Origin of the sequence: Vibrio atypicus (assembly GCF_009811315.1) — a bacterium.
Lineage (GTDB): Bacteria > Pseudomonadota > Gammaproteobacteria > Enterobacterales > Vibrionaceae > Vibrio > Vibrio atypicus.
Window position 1 is genome coordinate 288,819 of sequence record NZ_BLID01000004.1, and the last position, 16,341, is coordinate 305,159.

The 16,341-nt window shown below is 38.9% G+C and carries 15 protein-coding genes and 1 other RNA gene; 10 read left to right on the forward strand and 6 right to left on the reverse strand.

Annotated features, from left to right (window positions below; genetic code table 11):
• Positions 1 to 5 precede the first annotated feature (5 nt).
• Together GVO60_RS10870 and grpE are read right to left on the reverse strand one after the other, a co-directional pair.
• Complete coding sequence (locus GVO60_RS10870) at positions 6 to 1,280, reverse strand: dicarboxylate/amino acid:cation symporter (RefSeq protein ID WP_159653826.1); 1,275 nt, start codon at positions 1,278 to 1,280, stop codon at positions 6 to 8.
• 324 nt (positions 1,281 to 1,604) lie between these two features.
• Complete coding sequence (gene grpE, locus GVO60_RS10875; protein WP_159653828.1) at positions 1,605 to 2,201, reverse strand: nucleotide exchange factor GrpE; 597 nt, start codon at positions 2,199 to 2,201, stop codon at positions 1,605 to 1,607.
• 144 nt (positions 2,202 to 2,345) lie between these two features.
• Here grpE and nadK point away from each other — a divergent pair, with 144 nt between their 5' ends.
• The 3 genes from nadK (at position 2,346) to bamE (ending at position 5,635) form a co-directional block, all read left to right on the forward strand.
• The gene (gene nadK, locus GVO60_RS10880) at positions 2,346 to 3,230 is read left to right on the forward strand and encodes an NAD(+) kinase (protein ID WP_159653830.1); all 885 of its coding nucleotides are present in this window, start codon (positions 2,346 to 2,348) and stop codon (positions 3,228 to 3,230) included.
• 196 nt (positions 3,231 to 3,426) lie between these two features.
• Positions 3,427 to 5,091 carry a DNA repair protein RecN gene (gene recN, locus GVO60_RS10885; RefSeq protein ID WP_159653832.1) on the forward strand — a complete coding sequence of 555 codons (1,665 nt, stop codon included), beginning with the start codon at positions 3,427 to 3,429 and terminating at the stop codon, positions 5,089 to 5,091.
• 184 nt (positions 5,092 to 5,275) lie between these two features.
• Complete coding sequence (gene bamE, locus GVO60_RS10890) at positions 5,276 to 5,635, forward strand: outer membrane protein assembly factor BamE (RefSeq protein ID WP_159653834.1); 360 nt, start codon at positions 5,276 to 5,278, stop codon at positions 5,633 to 5,635.
• Between the two features lie 88 nt (positions 5,636 to 5,723).
• Here the strand turns inward: bamE and GVO60_RS10895 are convergent, their stop codons facing one another.
• Positions 5,724 to 6,077: an RnfH family protein gene (locus tag GVO60_RS10895; RefSeq protein WP_159653836.1), complete on the reverse strand. Its 354-nt coding sequence runs from the start codon at positions 6,075 to 6,077 to the stop codon at positions 5,724 to 5,726.
• Positions 6,067 to 6,510: an SRPBCC family protein gene (locus GVO60_RS10900; RefSeq protein WP_159653838.1), complete on the reverse strand. Its 444-nt coding sequence runs from the start codon at positions 6,508 to 6,510 to the stop codon at positions 6,067 to 6,069. Before GVO60_RS10900 ends, GVO60_RS10895 begins: the two co-directional genes overlap by 11 nt.
• Positions 6,511 to 6,628: 118 nt before the next feature.
• Here GVO60_RS10900 and smpB point away from each other — a divergent pair, with 118 nt between their 5' ends.
• From smpB to GVO60_RS10930, 6 genes are all read left to right on the forward strand, one after another.
• Positions 6,629 to 7,114: an SsrA-binding protein SmpB gene (gene smpB / locus GVO60_RS10905; protein ID WP_159653840.1), complete on the forward strand. Its 486-nt coding sequence runs from the start codon at positions 6,629 to 6,631 to the stop codon at positions 7,112 to 7,114.
• Positions 7,115 to 7,180: 66 nt separating this feature from the next.
• Positions 7,181 to 7,547, forward strand: a transfer-messenger RNA (tmRNA) gene (gene ssrA, locus GVO60_RS10910).
• Positions 7,548 to 7,737: 190 nt separating this feature from the next.
• Positions 7,738 to 8,961 (forward strand): tyrosine-type recombinase/integrase, encoded by a 1,224-nt coding sequence (locus GVO60_RS10915; RefSeq protein WP_159653842.1) that lies wholly within the window; start codon positions 7,738 to 7,740, stop codon positions 8,959 to 8,961.
• Between the two features lie 260 nt (positions 8,962 to 9,221).
• Positions 9,222 to 12,509, forward strand: coding sequence for a hypothetical protein (locus GVO60_RS10920; protein WP_159653844.1), 3,288 nt, complete (start codon positions 9,222 to 9,224; stop codon positions 12,507 to 12,509).
• Positions 12,490 to 12,942 (forward strand): response regulator, encoded by a 453-nt coding sequence (locus GVO60_RS10925; protein ID WP_159653846.1) that lies wholly within the window; start codon positions 12,490 to 12,492, stop codon positions 12,940 to 12,942. Before GVO60_RS10920 ends, GVO60_RS10925 begins: the two co-directional genes overlap by 20 nt.
• A complete protein-coding gene (locus GVO60_RS10930) occupies positions 12,935 to 14,092 on the forward strand; it encodes a response regulator (RefSeq protein ID WP_159653848.1) in 1,158 nt (385 codons plus the stop codon). Before GVO60_RS10925 ends, GVO60_RS10930 begins: the two co-directional genes overlap by 8 nt.
• Before the next feature lie 141 nt (positions 14,093 to 14,233).
• Here the strand turns inward: GVO60_RS10930 and GVO60_RS10935 are convergent, their stop codons facing one another.
• Positions 14,234 to 15,079, reverse strand: coding sequence for a hypothetical protein (locus tag GVO60_RS10935; protein ID WP_159653850.1), 846 nt, complete (start codon positions 15,077 to 15,079; stop codon positions 14,234 to 14,236).
• Positions 15,079 to 15,315 (reverse strand): helix-turn-helix transcriptional regulator, encoded by a 237-nt coding sequence (locus tag GVO60_RS10940; protein WP_104028042.1) that lies wholly within the window; start codon positions 15,313 to 15,315, stop codon positions 15,079 to 15,081. Before GVO60_RS10940 ends, GVO60_RS10935 begins: the two co-directional genes overlap by 1 nt.
• Before the next feature lie 226 nt (positions 15,316 to 15,541).
• Between GVO60_RS10940 and GVO60_RS10945 the strand changes: the two genes are divergently transcribed.
• Positions 15,542 to 16,123: a hypothetical protein gene (locus GVO60_RS10945; protein WP_159653852.1), complete on the forward strand. Its 582-nt coding sequence runs from the start codon at positions 15,542 to 15,544 to the stop codon at positions 16,121 to 16,123.
• Positions 16,124 to 16,341 lie beyond the last annotated feature (218 nt).

A 16,341-nucleotide genomic window follows, 5' to 3' on the forward strand; every position in this document is an offset into this window, starting at 1 on the left:
GAAGATTATGCGTTCGCTTGAGCTGGTTTTACTTCAACCTCTGCTTCAGCGCCGATTTCACCTTCAGATTTTGCAACAATCGTGTTCACTGCTGTATCACCAACAACGTTTGATGATGTACAGAACATATCGTTAATGCGGTCAACAGCGGCAACAATCGCTAGACCTTCTGGCGGTAGACCTAGTTGGTGCAAGATAACGCCAACCATAACAACACCACCACCAGGAACACCACCAGCACCGATAGACAGTAGTAGAACCGTGAAACCAAGTGTCACTAAATCAGAAACTGCGATTGGCTGACCAAATGCGTTTGCACAGAAAACAGCGGCAATAGCGATGTAGATAGATGCACCAGCCATATTCATGGTTGCACCTAGTGGAACACCAAAACCAGCCACTGACTTAGATACACCGATCTTATCTGTCAAAGTACGCATTGTGACAGGAATCGTTGCGTTTGAGCTTGCTGTAGATAGCGAGAATAGAACCTGTTCGCGAGTCTTACGTGAAAACTCTACTGCAGAGATACCCGTGAACATCTGTACTGCGATTGGGTAAACCACGAAGATCCAAAGTACTAACATTGATACAACAAGTGCTACGTAACCCGCTACAGACGCTAGTGTATCCGCATCTAGAGTTGCACCAAGCTGAATCATTAACGCAAATACACCGTATGGCGCTAGGCTCATCACAAGGCCGATTAGCTTCATCATGATGTCGTTAGCCACTTTAAATGTACGAATCGCCGGACCACCTTTCGCATCAAGCGCCTGAATAGCAAGACCTGTCAAAATTGCCATAAAGATGATTTGAAGCATGTCGCCATTAGCAAACGCCTGAACAGGGTTGCTTGGTACAATATTTACAACCATAGAGAAGATATCTGGCGTCTCAGTACTCTTAAGAGTAATTGAATCCGAGATCGTCCCTGCAAGGTTTGCACCCGCACCTGGCTGAACAATCATAGCCACTGTTAGGGCTGCAATAATCGCGACGATGGTATTAATAATGTATAGAGCAAAGGTTTTACCACCTAAACGACCAAAAGAGCGAATATCTTTAAGTTCTACGATACCGCAAACGATAGACACATAAACCAAAGGAACGACTAACAGTTTGATTAGTGAAACAAACATGCCACCAGCACCTTCCGCTGCGCCTAAAAGATACGTATCAAAAATCGCAATACCGCTAAATAAGTACTGAATCGCTGTACCGATCAATAGACCAGCAAACAGACCTATGAAAATCTTACTTGAGAGCGACTTATCCATGTATAAATCTCCGAAATGTTGTGTTTAATATTTATAGTTTTATAGGTATTTCCACCAATATATTCGGTGGATATCGCGAATATTACACGTCAGAGTCACAAAATAAAGGATTAATTTACATAACTATCACATATAGCAAACAAGTTGATTATTTTGAAACAGGCTATAAACACAGACAAACAAACCTAATAGCTGAGATTACATAGAGTTATAACAAGAGCAAATCAGCTCTATTAGAAAGTGCTAATTTTAATCCTTAGAGACAAAAAAAGAGAGGCAATGCCTCTCTTTCATAATTTCCAAATTTATGTGATGTGTAACTAGTTACTTAGCAACCATTACCATCGCAGGGCGAACAACACGACCATTTAACTCGTAGCCTTTTTGCATAACGAACATCACTGTATTGGCTTCGTGGTCCGGGCTCTCTTGAATTGACATAGCCTGGTGCAGTTCAGGGTTGAACGCTTCGCCTTCTGGGTTAATTTCTTTCAAACCAAACTTAGCGACAGTATCAACGAATGTCTTGTGCGTTAATTCAACACCTTCCAGCAGAGGTTTCACCGCTTCTGCTTCTGTGTCTGCTGCTTGAATTGCACGCTCTAGGTTATCGATAACTGGCAGAAGCTCTTCAGCAAATTTGTTCAGCGCATACTTACGTGCTTTGTCGATCTCAGTTTCAGTACGACGACGCATGTTTTCAACTTCCGCTTTTGCACGAAGTACACTGTCTTTTTGCTCTTGAATTTTTGCTTCACTTGAAAGCAATGCCGCTTCTAGTTGAGCAATCTTAGCGTCTTTCTCATCACCAATATCTTCAAGTTCAGCTTCCGCCTCTTGAGCAGCTGCTTCGACTTTCTCAGCCTCTTCGATGATTTGATCTAGCTCTTCTTCAGTAACTTTGTTTTCTTCGTTGCTCATGATATCTCCAGAATTCATTTCCTTCGGCACCTAACGCTTCACGTTTATCGCGTTTAGATACACAAAAATTCGCATAATTAGCTAACTTGCCATTATTATGGGGATGAAGATTATTGATTCAAGCCTATTTAGTGCGGAAACCCTATGAAAAAATCTTTTCAAGTGATCGCCATCATTGGTAAACCACGAGATCAACAAGCTATTCAGACCCACCGAGAGCTGTATCTTTGGTTAAAATCTGAAGGTTATCAAGTTTTTATCGACGATCGCCTAGTCGAGATCCTCGATGACGTACCAAAAGAAGACTTTGCGAGCTTGATTCAACTCGGAAAAGCGGCAGATTTGGCCATTGTTGTTGGTGGTGATGGCAATATGCTTGGCGCCGCACGCGTCTTGTCCCGCTTCGACATCTCAGTTATTGGCGTTAACCGTGGCAATTTAGGCTTTTTGACCGACCTCAACCCTGAAGATTTTCAGTCAGCATTGAAAGCAGTGCTAGAGGGAGAGTTCATAGAAGAAGAGCGTTTCTTATTGGAAGCGGAAGTTCATCGCCACGGCCATGTAAAAAGCCACAATGCAGCATTAAATGAAGCGGTGCTGCACCCAGGTCAAGTCGCTCACATGATCGAGTTTGAAGTCTATATCGATGAGACATTTGCTTTCTCGCTTCGCGCAGACGGATTAATCGTATCTACACCAACAGGTTCTACAGCTTACTCTTTGTCCGGTGGTGGCCCGATATTGTCACCAAGCTTAAATGCTATTTCACTGGTACCGATGTTTCCTCATACCTTATCAAGCCGTCCTTTGGTTGTTGATGGCAACCGCCGCATTAAGCTACTCGTTTCGCCAGACAATCGAGGAACACAGGAAGTCAGCTGCGACGGTCAGGTCTCTTTACCTGTGTCACCTGGCGACGAAGTCCACATTTACCAGAGCCCAAATGTACTTAAGCTGATCCATCCAAAAGATTACAGCTACTACCACGTTTTACGAAACAAACTCGGTTGGTCGAGCAAATTGTTTTAGTGTAGGTTGAAGACACACCAAGGCTGGCGCATAAACGTCAGCCTTTTTGTTTTAATAGTTGAAATGTTTTTACTGGTTACTCCTAAACCTCTCAAAATCTTCCTCACAAAAATTTTCACCTGTAACTTTACTGTATAAAGAAACAGTATATACTGTATTCATACACAGTATTGTTCATTTAAACAGGTACATAAAAATGCTGGCTCATCTAAGTGTTAATAATTTTGCGATTGTTAAGTCTCTCCAGCTAGAGCTATTCAAGGGAATGACCACCATCACAGGTGAAACGGGCGCGGGTAAATCCATTGCAATTGATGCATTAGGGTTATGCCTTGGCGGCCGAGCAGAAGCCAGCATGGTACGACAAGGAGAAGAAAAGACCGAAGTAAGCGCGGCCTTTTCACTAGAGAACAATATTCACGCCACCCGCTGGCTTGAAGATAACGATCTGCTAGACGGTAGCGACTGCATTTTGCGCCGAATTGTCAGCAAAGAAGGTCGTTCACGTGCATTTATTAACGGCAGCCCTGTTCCCCTTTCTCAGTTAAAAAGTTTAGGCCAGCTACTGATCAACATTCACGGTCAACACGCTCACCATCAATTGATGAAGAGCGATTACCAAATGGCGATGCTAGACCAATACGCGGGCCATACGAACCTACTTAAAAGTACTCGAAATGCATACCAGACTTGGCGGCAAGCGGACAACAACTTAAAACAGTTGAAAGAAAACAGCGCCGCTAATCTGGCTCAAAAACAATTGCTCGAATATCAGATCAAAGAACTCAACGAGCTATCACTTGGTGAGGAAGAATATGAAGAGCTTGAACAAGAACACAAACGATTGTCCAATAGTGGAGAGCTTGCCTCTACTTGCCAACAAGCCATCGAGCTTATTTACGAAGGTGAAGAAGTTAATGCGCTTGGTATTTTGCAATCAGCCAATAACTCCCTAATTCAACTCGCCGAACTGGATGAGAAACTTGCCGAGCTTCCAAACATGCTGACTGAAGCAATCATTCAAATTGAAGAAGCAAACAGTGAACTACGAAACTACCTAGATTGTATTGACGTAGATCCAGCGCGTATGGCATTTGTTGAGGAGCGATTCTCTAAAGTGATGTCGATGGCAAGAAAACACCATGTCTTGCCAGATGAGCTCTATCCACATCATCAAGACTTGCTCAGCCAAATTGAAGCGCTAGATTGCTCAGATGAACGCCTAGAAGAACTAGAGCAAGAAGTGGAAACGAAGTATCAACTCTTCCTCACGACCGCAGAAAAGCTGCATAAGTCGCGCAGCCGCTATGCAAAAGAGCTAAATAAACTCATTACGGCAAGTATGCATGAATTGAGCATGGAAAAAGCCCAGTTTAGTATCGAGATTAATAACGAAAGCACACACCCATCACCGCTCGGCATGGACACTGTGTGTTTTGTTGTATCGACCAACCCAGGCCAACCAATGCAGCCTATTGCGAAAGTAGCCTCAGGTGGTGAGTTATCTCGAATATCTTTGGCGATTCAAGTCATTACCGCGCAGAAAGTTGACACACCAAGTCTAATCTTCGATGAAGTCGATGTGGGCATCAGTGGCCCTACAGCAGCTGTGGTTGGTAAAATGCTGCGTAAGCTTGGCGAATCAACCCAAGTAATGTGTGTGACTCACTTACCTCAGGTTGCAGGCTGTGGCCACCAGCAGCTCTTCGTTGCTAAGCAAACCAAAGCAGGAAAAACCGAAACACAGATGAATTCACTCAATGAAGATCAACGAGTGTCTGAACTTGCGCGCTTACTTGGCGGTAGCCAGATCACCGAATCAACCATGGCAAATGCCCGTGAACTGCTTATTGCCGCTTAACTCCGGTACTTTCTTCCTTTTGTCGAGCCAAAGTTCCCTAAATAAAACTTTTTGGCTCGACTTTGCAACAAATCTCAAAAATCACGGTCTGAAACAATTCAAAACCGCATGAGTTTTTTACATTAACGCTCAGCTTGTTTATTATCGGAAAAGTTTAAGAAATATCAGTAGCAAGAATTAAAGTATGCAACTAACTAAGTGGCTTATCGCTGTACCGCTCGCTATGTCTACCCTGACAGGCTGCTCTTTATTGGAAAAATTGGTTTATCGTATCGATATCAACCAAGGTAACTACATTGAACAAGATTCAGTTGAAAAACTGAAATTTGGCATGACCAAAGAGCAAGTACGTTATGTAATGGGATCACCAATGCTCATTGAGAATGGATACCCTGACACTTGGTACTACATCTACCACCATACAGATGGCCACAATGACTCCATTCAAAAGGATCTGATCGTTAATTTTAATGGTCAAGGACAGTTGGTTGAAGTGAAAGGTGACTACCCAGCAAGCACCGATTTTTTTGAAAGCATTAACTAAGGTTTCCTCACTTTAATGCTAAAAATTAGAAAGGGTTGACGTGAAAGCGCCAACCCTTTTTTGTATCCTATCTTTGTAAGCAGTTCGCTTAACTCTCTTTACGCAGTGGATTCTTTTTACCACCGGTCACCGGATCTGCAGCCCCAGCAGCTTTTGCTTGCTCAGCTCGCTTACGGCGAATCTCTTTTGGATCTGCAAGTAACGGACGGTAAATTTCGATTCTATCTTTGTCGCGCACCGTCGCATCAAGTTTAACATTGCGGCTAAATACACCGACTTTGTTCTGCTTAAGGTCGATCTCAGGGTATTGTTCAATCACACCTGACTGCTCAATAATCTCTTCAACCGTCATTGCCTTGTTAACCACAAGTGTGAATACACGTTGCTCGTTGGGCAGTGCATAAACCACCTCGACATGAATCATGTCCGATTCAATACTCATATGCTGGATACACCTGTTTTGCGCGTTGAGTGAAAGCATTCACCATATTGCTCGTCAATTCATTGAAAACTTTACCAAAAGCCATTTCAATCATTTTGCTTGAAAACTCAAATTCAAGCTTCAATTCCACTTTACATGCCTGCTCATCGAGTGGCGTAAAGAACCAGCCACCTTTTAGAGTTTTAAACGGGCCATCTACTAAGCTCATGACAATAGCTTCACCTGCCACAAGCGCATTTGAAGTAGTAAACGTTTTACTGATCCCAGCCTTAGAAACATCAACAGAAGCCACCATTGCATCTGAGCTTGATTCAATCACGCGAGAGCCTGAACACCCTGGCAAAAACTCAGGATAGCTGGCTACATCATTAACCAGATTGAACATCTGTTCTGCACTAAACGACACCAAAGCAGAACGGCTGACTTGCTTCATATTGACTCCTCGTAACGGTTGCTTGAACCTCAAGCTTGTTGCAATTTTACTTTTATTTGCACTCAGCGCAAATAAAGGGATTTCCTAACTTAGCTCCTAACCGTATAATGCAGCCATTATGGCAAAGAAAAAATCAAAACAAAAAGCGGGTAGCAATACCATCGCTCTCAATAAGAAAGCTCGCCACGAATACTTCATTGATGATGAAATTGAAGCTGGGCTTGAGCTACAAGGCTGGGAAGTTAAGTCACTTCGTCAAGGCAAAGCAAATATCGCTGAAAGCTATGTTTTCATGCGTGACGGTGAAGCTTTTGTCAGTGGTATGACGATTACTCCTCTTAATCAAGCATCTACCCACGTCGTTGCTAACCCAACGCGCGTGCGCAAACTTCTTATGAGCCGTCGTGAACTCGACAACCTACTCGGTCGCATCAACCGTGAAGGTATGACATTAGCAGCACTATCATTGTACTGGTCGCGCTCATGGGTAAAAATGAAAATTGGTGTAGCTAAAGGTAAAAAGCTGCACGACAAACGTACTGATCTTAAAGAAAAAGATTGGGCTCGTGAAAAAGCACGAGTTATGAAGAGCTCATTGCGTTAATCTTGAGCACTTAAACGCACAAGTATAGACAGGCTACGCTTTTCTGGTACTATGCGAAGAACACTTGGGGCTGATTTAGGATTCGACAGGAATTTTGAAGTCTGAGGTGCATGCCGTGGGGCGGTTGGCCACGTAAAAAGCCGCAAAAAAATAGTCGCAAACGACGAAAACTACGCACTAGCAGCTTAATAACCTGCTCAGAGCTCTCTCGCCCTAGCTTCCGCACGTAAGACGGGGAACAACGAGAGATCAAACCCAAACGCGCTAGCTCGGATTCTCCCGCCTGAGAGATGAACAGCGAATTATAATTCAGGATAGCTTTTGGCTAGCGTGTCGGTTCGCAGGTCACTGGTGAAATTAAAGATCGACTAAGCATGTAGTACCAATGATGAATGGTTTTTGGACGCGGGTTCAACTCCCGCCAGCTCCACCAAACGTTTGGAAAAGGCCACCTTCGGGTGGCCTTTTTTGTATCTAAAAAACATACATTTCAATTAGTTACCTTTATTTTCTGTCTTATTCTGTCTCATCGCGTCTCATACCTGCTCACGTTTTTAGTACCCAATGAATTACCCTATACTCGTATCCAAGATATTTTTGGGTACTAAATCGAGTATAAAGAAATGGCAAGACGCGTAGTTCCGCTAACAGATAAAAAAGTAAAAAGCCTTAAACCCGCTGGCAAAGAGACAATCGCCAGTGATGGGAAAGGACTTCAGCTTAGAATAATGCCAAATGGAACTAAGTCTTGGCGTTTTGTATACAAGAGTCCTGCTACGGGAAAACGTAGTAATATGACCTTAGGCAAATACCCAGAACTATCGATAGCTAATGCACGGAAAATAGTAGAAGGCTACCGTGAGCTCGTTGCACTAGAAATCGATCCAAAACACCACAGAAAAGAAGAGAAGGAAAAAAGCGAGGCTATACATCAGCACACACTATTCAATGTTTCACAGAAGTGGATGGAGCTGAAGAGAACAGAAGTCACCGAAGACTACGCGAAGGATATCTGGCGCTCATTTGAGCTTCATGTTTTCCCTACTTTAAGCTCAAAACCTATATCTATGATTACAGCACAGTCCGTAATCGAAACTCTAAAGGTAGTAGAAGCTAAAGGTTCACTGGAAACTGTTAGACGCCTAACACAACGCTTAAATGAAGTTATGGTCTATGCGATGAACTGCGGACTACTGCAAGCAAATCCGATTAGCAACATCCTAGCTGCTTTTAAAAAGCCCACTAAGCAAAATATGAAAAAGCTGGAGTCAAATGAGCTACCAGCCCTAATGAATGCACTAGCAAACGCGAGCATTAAACGCTCTACACGCTGCCTTATTGAGTTTCAACTTCATACTATGACAAGACCAAATGAGGCGGCTAGCGCGAAGTGGGAAGAGTTTGACTTGCTAAAGCGCGTATGGACGATTCCGAAAGAAAGAATGAAAAAACGAAAAATGCATCGTATTCCTCTGACTGAAGAAGTCGTTAATCTGCTAAAAACAATGAGAGTAATGAGCGCAACTAGCGAGTATGTCTTCCCTTCAATTAAAGATCCAAAAAAACCGATGCATAGTCAGACGGCAAATATGGCACTCAAAAGAATGGGATTCAAAGATCGTTTGGTCTCTCATGGTATGAGAGCCATGGCGAGCACAATACTTAATGAAAATGGTCATGATTTCGTTCTAATTGAAGCAGCCCTTGCTCACGTAGTTGGAACTAGCACCCAACGTTCGTATAACCGAACTGACTACTTAGAACGCCGTAAAGAGCTAATGAAATGGTGGAGTCATCACATTCTAGAAGCATCTAAAGTTAATGTGTCACTAGCATCGGTAGCTTAAGAAAACAAAGATGTCGTCTAACTATGAGAATACAGAACTCCTTTCAATGACGTAGCAGTAAGAGTATCACGAAGGTATATAACCATAAGTGATAATGATACGCTGGTGTAACTACAATGCCTGTACTTAGTAACCTAAGTAGTTGGCATTGTTAGTTAATTGAGCCTATTTGTTCATTGTTATTTGTGAATAAGCCCTACCTTAAATACCGTAACAAATGATACTATGAGCATATAAGTGTATATTTTTTGGAAAGCATGATGAAACGCTCCATCAACTCGGCAATCTCCACTGTATTCTCAATCAAAACGAAAAATGAAATTGAAACGGATTACTATAGATCAGCATTGATAATTCAAGAAGTAACTCAATTTAGAGGGATCGAGTTAGATAATTTTTGTCACCGTGTATTCAGTCATCCCAAACTTCCGAATGGAATTAAGTTCATTTACAAAGATCTAAGTAAATTCTGTGCTTTGCCGAACATACGCTTTTATGATTCAAATTCAGAGTTAACATGGCTTTCTCATCTATTCAAGTATAATAGTGAGCTTCTTACATACTTTTCTTCTGCAAAAACACGTATTGAATCACGAATATTGACCTCTAATTATGAGGAAGCATTAAGAGAACTTGATAAGTTGCATGATAACTGTGGCTATTCATTTTGGGAAATAGAAATGAGAAGCTGCTTAGAAAAACATGTTAAAAATACATCTAATCAAAAATATATATCAAGCGTTAGAAATACAGTTAAACGTAAGGTAGAAGATTTCTTTCTACAGCAGATATTGTTTAAACACCAAAGCAAGAGATTTGAAACCTTTTCAAAAAATTTAGTTGGAATATTAGATGAAATGCGTGATTCTCAAGGAGATGCAATTGCGACACACTACGCAGATGTATATTCTAGCTATTTTTTACCAATTGAATTTGATAAAAGAATATCTGTAGATGAAAGAAGGTTATACCCATCCACTCATATATCTTGTATTGACCAGTACTTGCTTTTCAAAAAATACTTTAACGACAAAATTGCACATGGTAGCGGCTTAAACAAAAGAGAGTTTACCATATTGAAAAGTGTTACCGATGCAACTAATGACACAGAACTTGAAAATCTAATTAAAGTTCACAACAAAGTGGAAAGAAATGTTAATGACACCATATCACTCTGCATTAAAAAATATACAGAAGGGAACTATTCACCTGTAAAGGAAACCATATCAAAACTTATTTGTGAGGATGTTAGATATACATCACTAATAGAAATACTATCACGAAGTGAAATATATCTTAACTCTCAAAGAGATCCTGATTCTTCATTACTAGATAATATAGTAAATTCATTTAAATCCGTATTATTATCAAAACCGGATTCAGTTACGCAAAGATTATACCTAGAAAGTGTTGCGACAACATTCAATCACTCTAGTATATGCTCTTCTGTACTATTTCATTTATATAACACTATAAAGAACAACGAATATAAGCGAGATATTGCACGCCGTAACTGTTTAATTCAATCTGATTTTTGCACCCCATATGTTAGTGGTATAGACAAGAAAAACCTTGAATCATATGAAAACGTTCCTAATTATAGGAAAATAAAACACAGAGACTTGTCATCACTTAGTGAAAAAGAAATAGAGGAACACTTTAAATCCTATCAACAAGAGTGCTTAATTGAGTCTGACTACATTAGAGACTACTCAAATTATCTGATAGAAACCAACAACCTCTTACAGTGTGCTGAATTTACAGTAAATACATTTATAAGCAATAATCTCACTCATCCATTTCTTCCAATAAATGAATTAGTAGAACTCATAGTAGAAAATGGAATAGAAGAGCAAAGTATTGATATACCAATACTTTATAGCATTTACAGTAAAACCATATCTAAAGATAAGGACGAAGATAAGGTAGAGGCTTATGAAGACTATATCTGCGAATCTGGCACTCACTTACCTTCGATTCTATTTCCAGACCCAGTTAATTTTGATGCCAAGGTGGCATATTTCTTAAAGCATGTATGTATAATCTCAAATATGGATTCATCAGAAGAATTCGAAAGTACGGAAGATATAAAGAAAGAAAGAGTGGTCATACTGGATTTATTACGGAATAGTAAATTTAATGACGAGATAATACTGTCTGAAAGGAACAGTATTTTAGACGAGTTATCCTTTGATGGATTAAAAACAAAATTTGATACTAGTAAAATATTTGTAGATGTGGATGCAATTAAAAACGAGAAATTTGAAAGATACAAATTTTTATATGAACTCTATCAAGACGCCATTACAACCGAACCATCTATAAGTTTAGAAGATGAATATACGGTAATTGATGATTATAATAATGAAAAAACTGTAGTACCTTCAAGCAATAAAACCGATGTGCTATCACAAATATATCGAGAGATTGTAAATGATTTCGTTTGTAACGAAAACTATGGCTTAGATAAATATCTGAGCGCTGATATTAGACATGGAATTTTTGTAAGTCAAATACGCTCAGGCATCGAAAAGCACGGTATTATAACTGATGTCGACGAACATGATAATTATGAAAAAAACACGATAATGGATGAAAAATACCCACTATTGATATCTAATATTAAGAATAAAATAGTCGAAGACATGTGTGAATTTTCCAAGAATTTTGACACTGTGCTAAATTCCGCGAATTCAATATTCAATGTAGTCATAGAAATAAACGATAACAGCAGTGGTAAATTTAATTTCCGACCTACCATAGATAACGTTCACGGTTTAAGAGATGCTATTGAAAATAAAAATAATTTTGAAGATTTTTTTGATTCAATCATTAATTACATGTGGAAACTCACAATTGACGCACTAAATGAAGTCAAAAAATATATCAATGAAAATTTGAAAGTTGAACTTACTGAAACCGTAAACAACCTTGAGTCAAGCTTTATCAACCACAAGAAAACAGTACCTTTGAAAGAACTTTCTGAATGTATTACTCACATGAAAGCATCTGTTGTCGAGGAACTAGATCGAGTGACCTCATGGTTAAATGTGGCAGAAATGAATGAAAGTAATATTTATGATGTTAGATCTGTAGTTTACGCATGTAAAACAACTTTTGAGTCTATATTTTCACAATATCAAATTAACTTAAACTTGGATAATTACACTAAGAATATAGCGTTTACATATAAAGATGCCAAACCACTTATGACATCGATAATTACAGCATTAGATAACGCAAACAGTCACGGCAATGGTGAAGTTTCTTTATCAATAGATGAAAATCAAGAAACCACTAGTATAACTATTACGAACCCTTTCAAATTCGATTCTTATCAAGACATCATTAATTTAAGGACATTAATTAAGCAAAAAATGTCTGACACAGACCCCACTTTAGCTAAAATAGAGGGCGGAACCGGAGTATACAAAATATACAATCTATTGAAAAACTGTTCTAACCGATTTAATTTAGATTGCAATATTACCGATGATGGATATTTTAGTTTAACGATAGGAGTAAAGGATGAAAATATTAATCATTGAAGATAACGAGCACAAAAGAGAAAAAGTATGTACTTTTATTCAGTCGCTAAACAATGGTATTGAGCTATATGAGTCTGCATCTTTCAATTCAGGGATTAAAGCCATATCTAAGTTCGATCTTGATCTAATCATTCTAGATATGAGTCTACCAACTCATGACAAGTCTGCAAATGAATCAGGTGGTAGATTTAGAGTTTATGGTGGAAAAGATATTGTACGTAAAATGAGAAGAAAATCTATTACAACACCTTTTGTAATCCTCACTCAGTATTCGAATTTTGGTGAAGGAGAAAATAAAAAAGATCTAGCTGACATCGAAAAAGAATTCGAAAACACGCATCCAGACCAATATATTTCAACAATTCATTACGAAACTTCAAGCCATTTATGGAAGGAAAAACTTCAACAGGTAATAAATAAAATAAATGATTAAAGTACTAATTGTCGATGACAACAAAAAACGCTTAAAAAAATTAATTACTAAGTTGGAACAACTGGACAATCAGCAATATCTTAAAATAGATGAAGCAAAGAGTTCTTCCAAAGCAAAACAGCTCATGCGAGTGACTAAGTATGATCTTTTAGTTTTAGATGTAGTCCTTCCTAAAAGAGACCGTGAAACACCAAGTGCAAATGAAGGAATCAAAACGCTGAGAGATATTCACGTAAAACCAGACTTTTATACCCCTACTAAAATAATCGGAATCACTGCATTCATTAAAGATATGGGTAAGTTTTCGAACGAATTTTACGAACGAACATCTGTGATTTTGCAAGCAGAATCTCATTCATCCTCTTGGATCAGTCAGATTACAAGTAACGTAGATAGTTTAATTAAGACATTGGTCTCAGAAGCGCAATCTCAATCAAATGTGACACTTATTTCTATTCACGGAATCAGAACTATTGGTCACTGGCAAAATACTCTAAATGATTTAGTAAAAGAAAACTCCCGAAAAATCGAACCAAAACCAGTAAAGTACGGTTTTTTTAGCCTATTATCTTTTCTATTTCCACATCTTAGAGATTACGTAGCAAAAAAAGTAGTAAAGAAGATCCACTCTGCATTAGATAGTTCAAATCAAGATAGAGTTATTTTGGTAGCTCATAGTTTTGGTACATATATCGCTGCAAAAGCGATAGAAACATATACAGGTAAAACTCAAATAGACCTTACAATTTTCGCTGGTTCTGTCTTAAAAACAGATCATGATTTAGATAGTATTTTCAAAAGAACAAACATGTTTATAAATGAGTGTGGAGCAAGAGATAAAATCTTAATGATATGCAATATGCTCGTTCTTGGTTTGGGTGATGCTGGTAGGAGTGGTTTCTCATCTCATCAACACAACTCTTTTATTAATAGGTATTACAATGGAGGCCATGATGTTTATCTAGCTAAAGAAAAAATGCTAGAAAATTGGGTTCCCTCTATTATTTCTGGTCAGAAGCCACGTGATATTGATGAACGACCGAATCTTCGGTATCAAGACATAAGCGAATTTATAATACAACTATTCTCAGCAACAAAACCATTACTTTACTTGCTGATTGGATATGCCATATATACTGGATTAAGATAGCGAAGTAACTTCATTAGGAACCGTATCTCGGTTCCTGATTTGACTGATCGCGATAAGTAGTGTTGTACAAGTAATTTAATCTAAACATTAGTTTCATTGTTATATCCAGTTTCAAACTAAGTCAAAGTTACCATTTGTATTCTATACTTTGGACTGTTTAAGCCATTCTCTAGCGTGCCATTGAAAAGGCAATAATCTTCGGTCTTTGCTATCCAGCCAACAAAGAGACTCACAAAACAATAACTTATTTAGACGATGCTTATGAGTAATTCTCTTACCAGAATGAGTCTTGTAGTCTCTAACTTCAAAGCTTGCTAATTTATAGATATAGCTGAGTTGCTTATGTGGGTCGTTTAACTTTTGTTCCATAAATGGTCTAGCGCACCTGTTTTTCTTTATATTCTTAGGATGCAGCTTATGCATACAGCTTTTTAGCTTTCTGATAGCATCTTCATTGCCTGTTTTACGAATTAGAAGATGGTAATGTGGCAACCACCTTTGAGGTTGTTCATGAAAATCGAGCTCAAAAGATCCAACTACAGGACCGGAAATTCCACACCTTGACAAAACTTGTCGAACGCGGTCTTTATCTTTCGGTACATCATAGTTAACGAACTCATACGCGCTCACACAATGAGAATACTGCAATATGGTGTAGATACCATATTCAAATTCAAATCCATGTTCCTGTTCTAGCTTCATCGCAGAGACGATATCGTTCACTCTTTCGATCTTGAATTTGCGATTGCACTTCTTACATGCCAAGCTTTTGCACTCAATGATGTCCTCGTTACACGCTTCTAGTTTGTCCGCCAACTCATGTAAATCTCCGGTCGAATAACGTCTTCCTCTGTTTAGATACACTTCATCAGCCAACTCGCGTAACAATGCGATCCGATAATCATTCTCTTCATACGCGTCATTTTCACTGGATAGCCAGCTACATTCATCAAGACTGTAGCTAGGAAGATCAATCACACTTACCATTATCCCCAAACCTCTTTCAATAGTCTCTGAGAGCGGTCTAACTCAACCATTAGAGTTGTGCTCTTTCTGTTTTCTGACCAATTGCGTATTTCTGTTTCTTTCCATGCAACTCGATTCTTCGATAATCTATACGAACTCGGAAACTCTCCTGATTTCATTAGTCGATATATCTGAGCACGACTATAAGAAGTTACTTTCACAACTTCCTCTATTTTTAAATACCTTTCACTCAGCATCTTCTACCTCTTTCACTCATTACCTTTGGGACGTGTATAAGCTTAACACTCATTTTTTCACTAAGTGAGGCTCACAAAAAACCGTGAGCCTCACATTGTATAAAATGAAATTTAATACAATAAATTCATGAACTTGAATTGATTTTTTAGTGAGCCTCACATATTTATAATTGACGTTTATCTATAATTTTCTGACAAGGAAACTGAGCTAACAGAGTAGGAAATAATGAGTGATTCAGATGATGCAGTTAGACAGCGTTATGTAACCAATAGGAGGAAAGAGTCTGGATTGGTTACAAAGAAGTACCACCTTAATCAAGAATCTATAAATAAGCTCCGTACTATAGGACTTAGAATGGGATTCAATGAAAATGAACTCGGGAAAAACGAGAATTTATCCGCCATCATCGATGACTGTATAGAACGTTACTTTGAAAATTCACTTGAAAAGCGTAGGGCAACCAAACACGCACTCTATCTCAAACAAGTACATAGAATAGTTAAATACCGTGAGAATGAAGGATATTCCGACAAATCGACAATGAGATTCCTAGAATATTGGGGATATGAGCCACCAATGTCAGCCGAGCTTTATGAGCAGAACGGTGTTAAGCGTGTAAGAAAATTCACTCTAAAAGGCTGGTCAGTAGCTTCAGTGGCTAAACTGAGAGATGAGGAGTATGTAGAGAAGCAATTTCAACTTCTTTGCCGAAAAATGAAAAGAGTTATCAAAAGAAAGAATAAAGGAACGCCTGTGAAGAGAACTAAGCGAAAAAGCTACGAAGACTGGGGATACTTACCCATGTGAAGTGATGCTCTTTAAAATCGTCATCAAATCAGATTGGCGTCACACTTTTCGATAATAAATTTTAGTACCCAATCAGTTACCCAAAACTATTTTTCATCACACCTTTATCTTTAAAAATCAAAGCATTAGAATCAAACTTCAGATGACGCCAGCCCACCAAACGTTTGGAAAGGCGCTAACTCTTTGAGTTAGCGCCTTTTTTGTATTTGCTTCTCAGT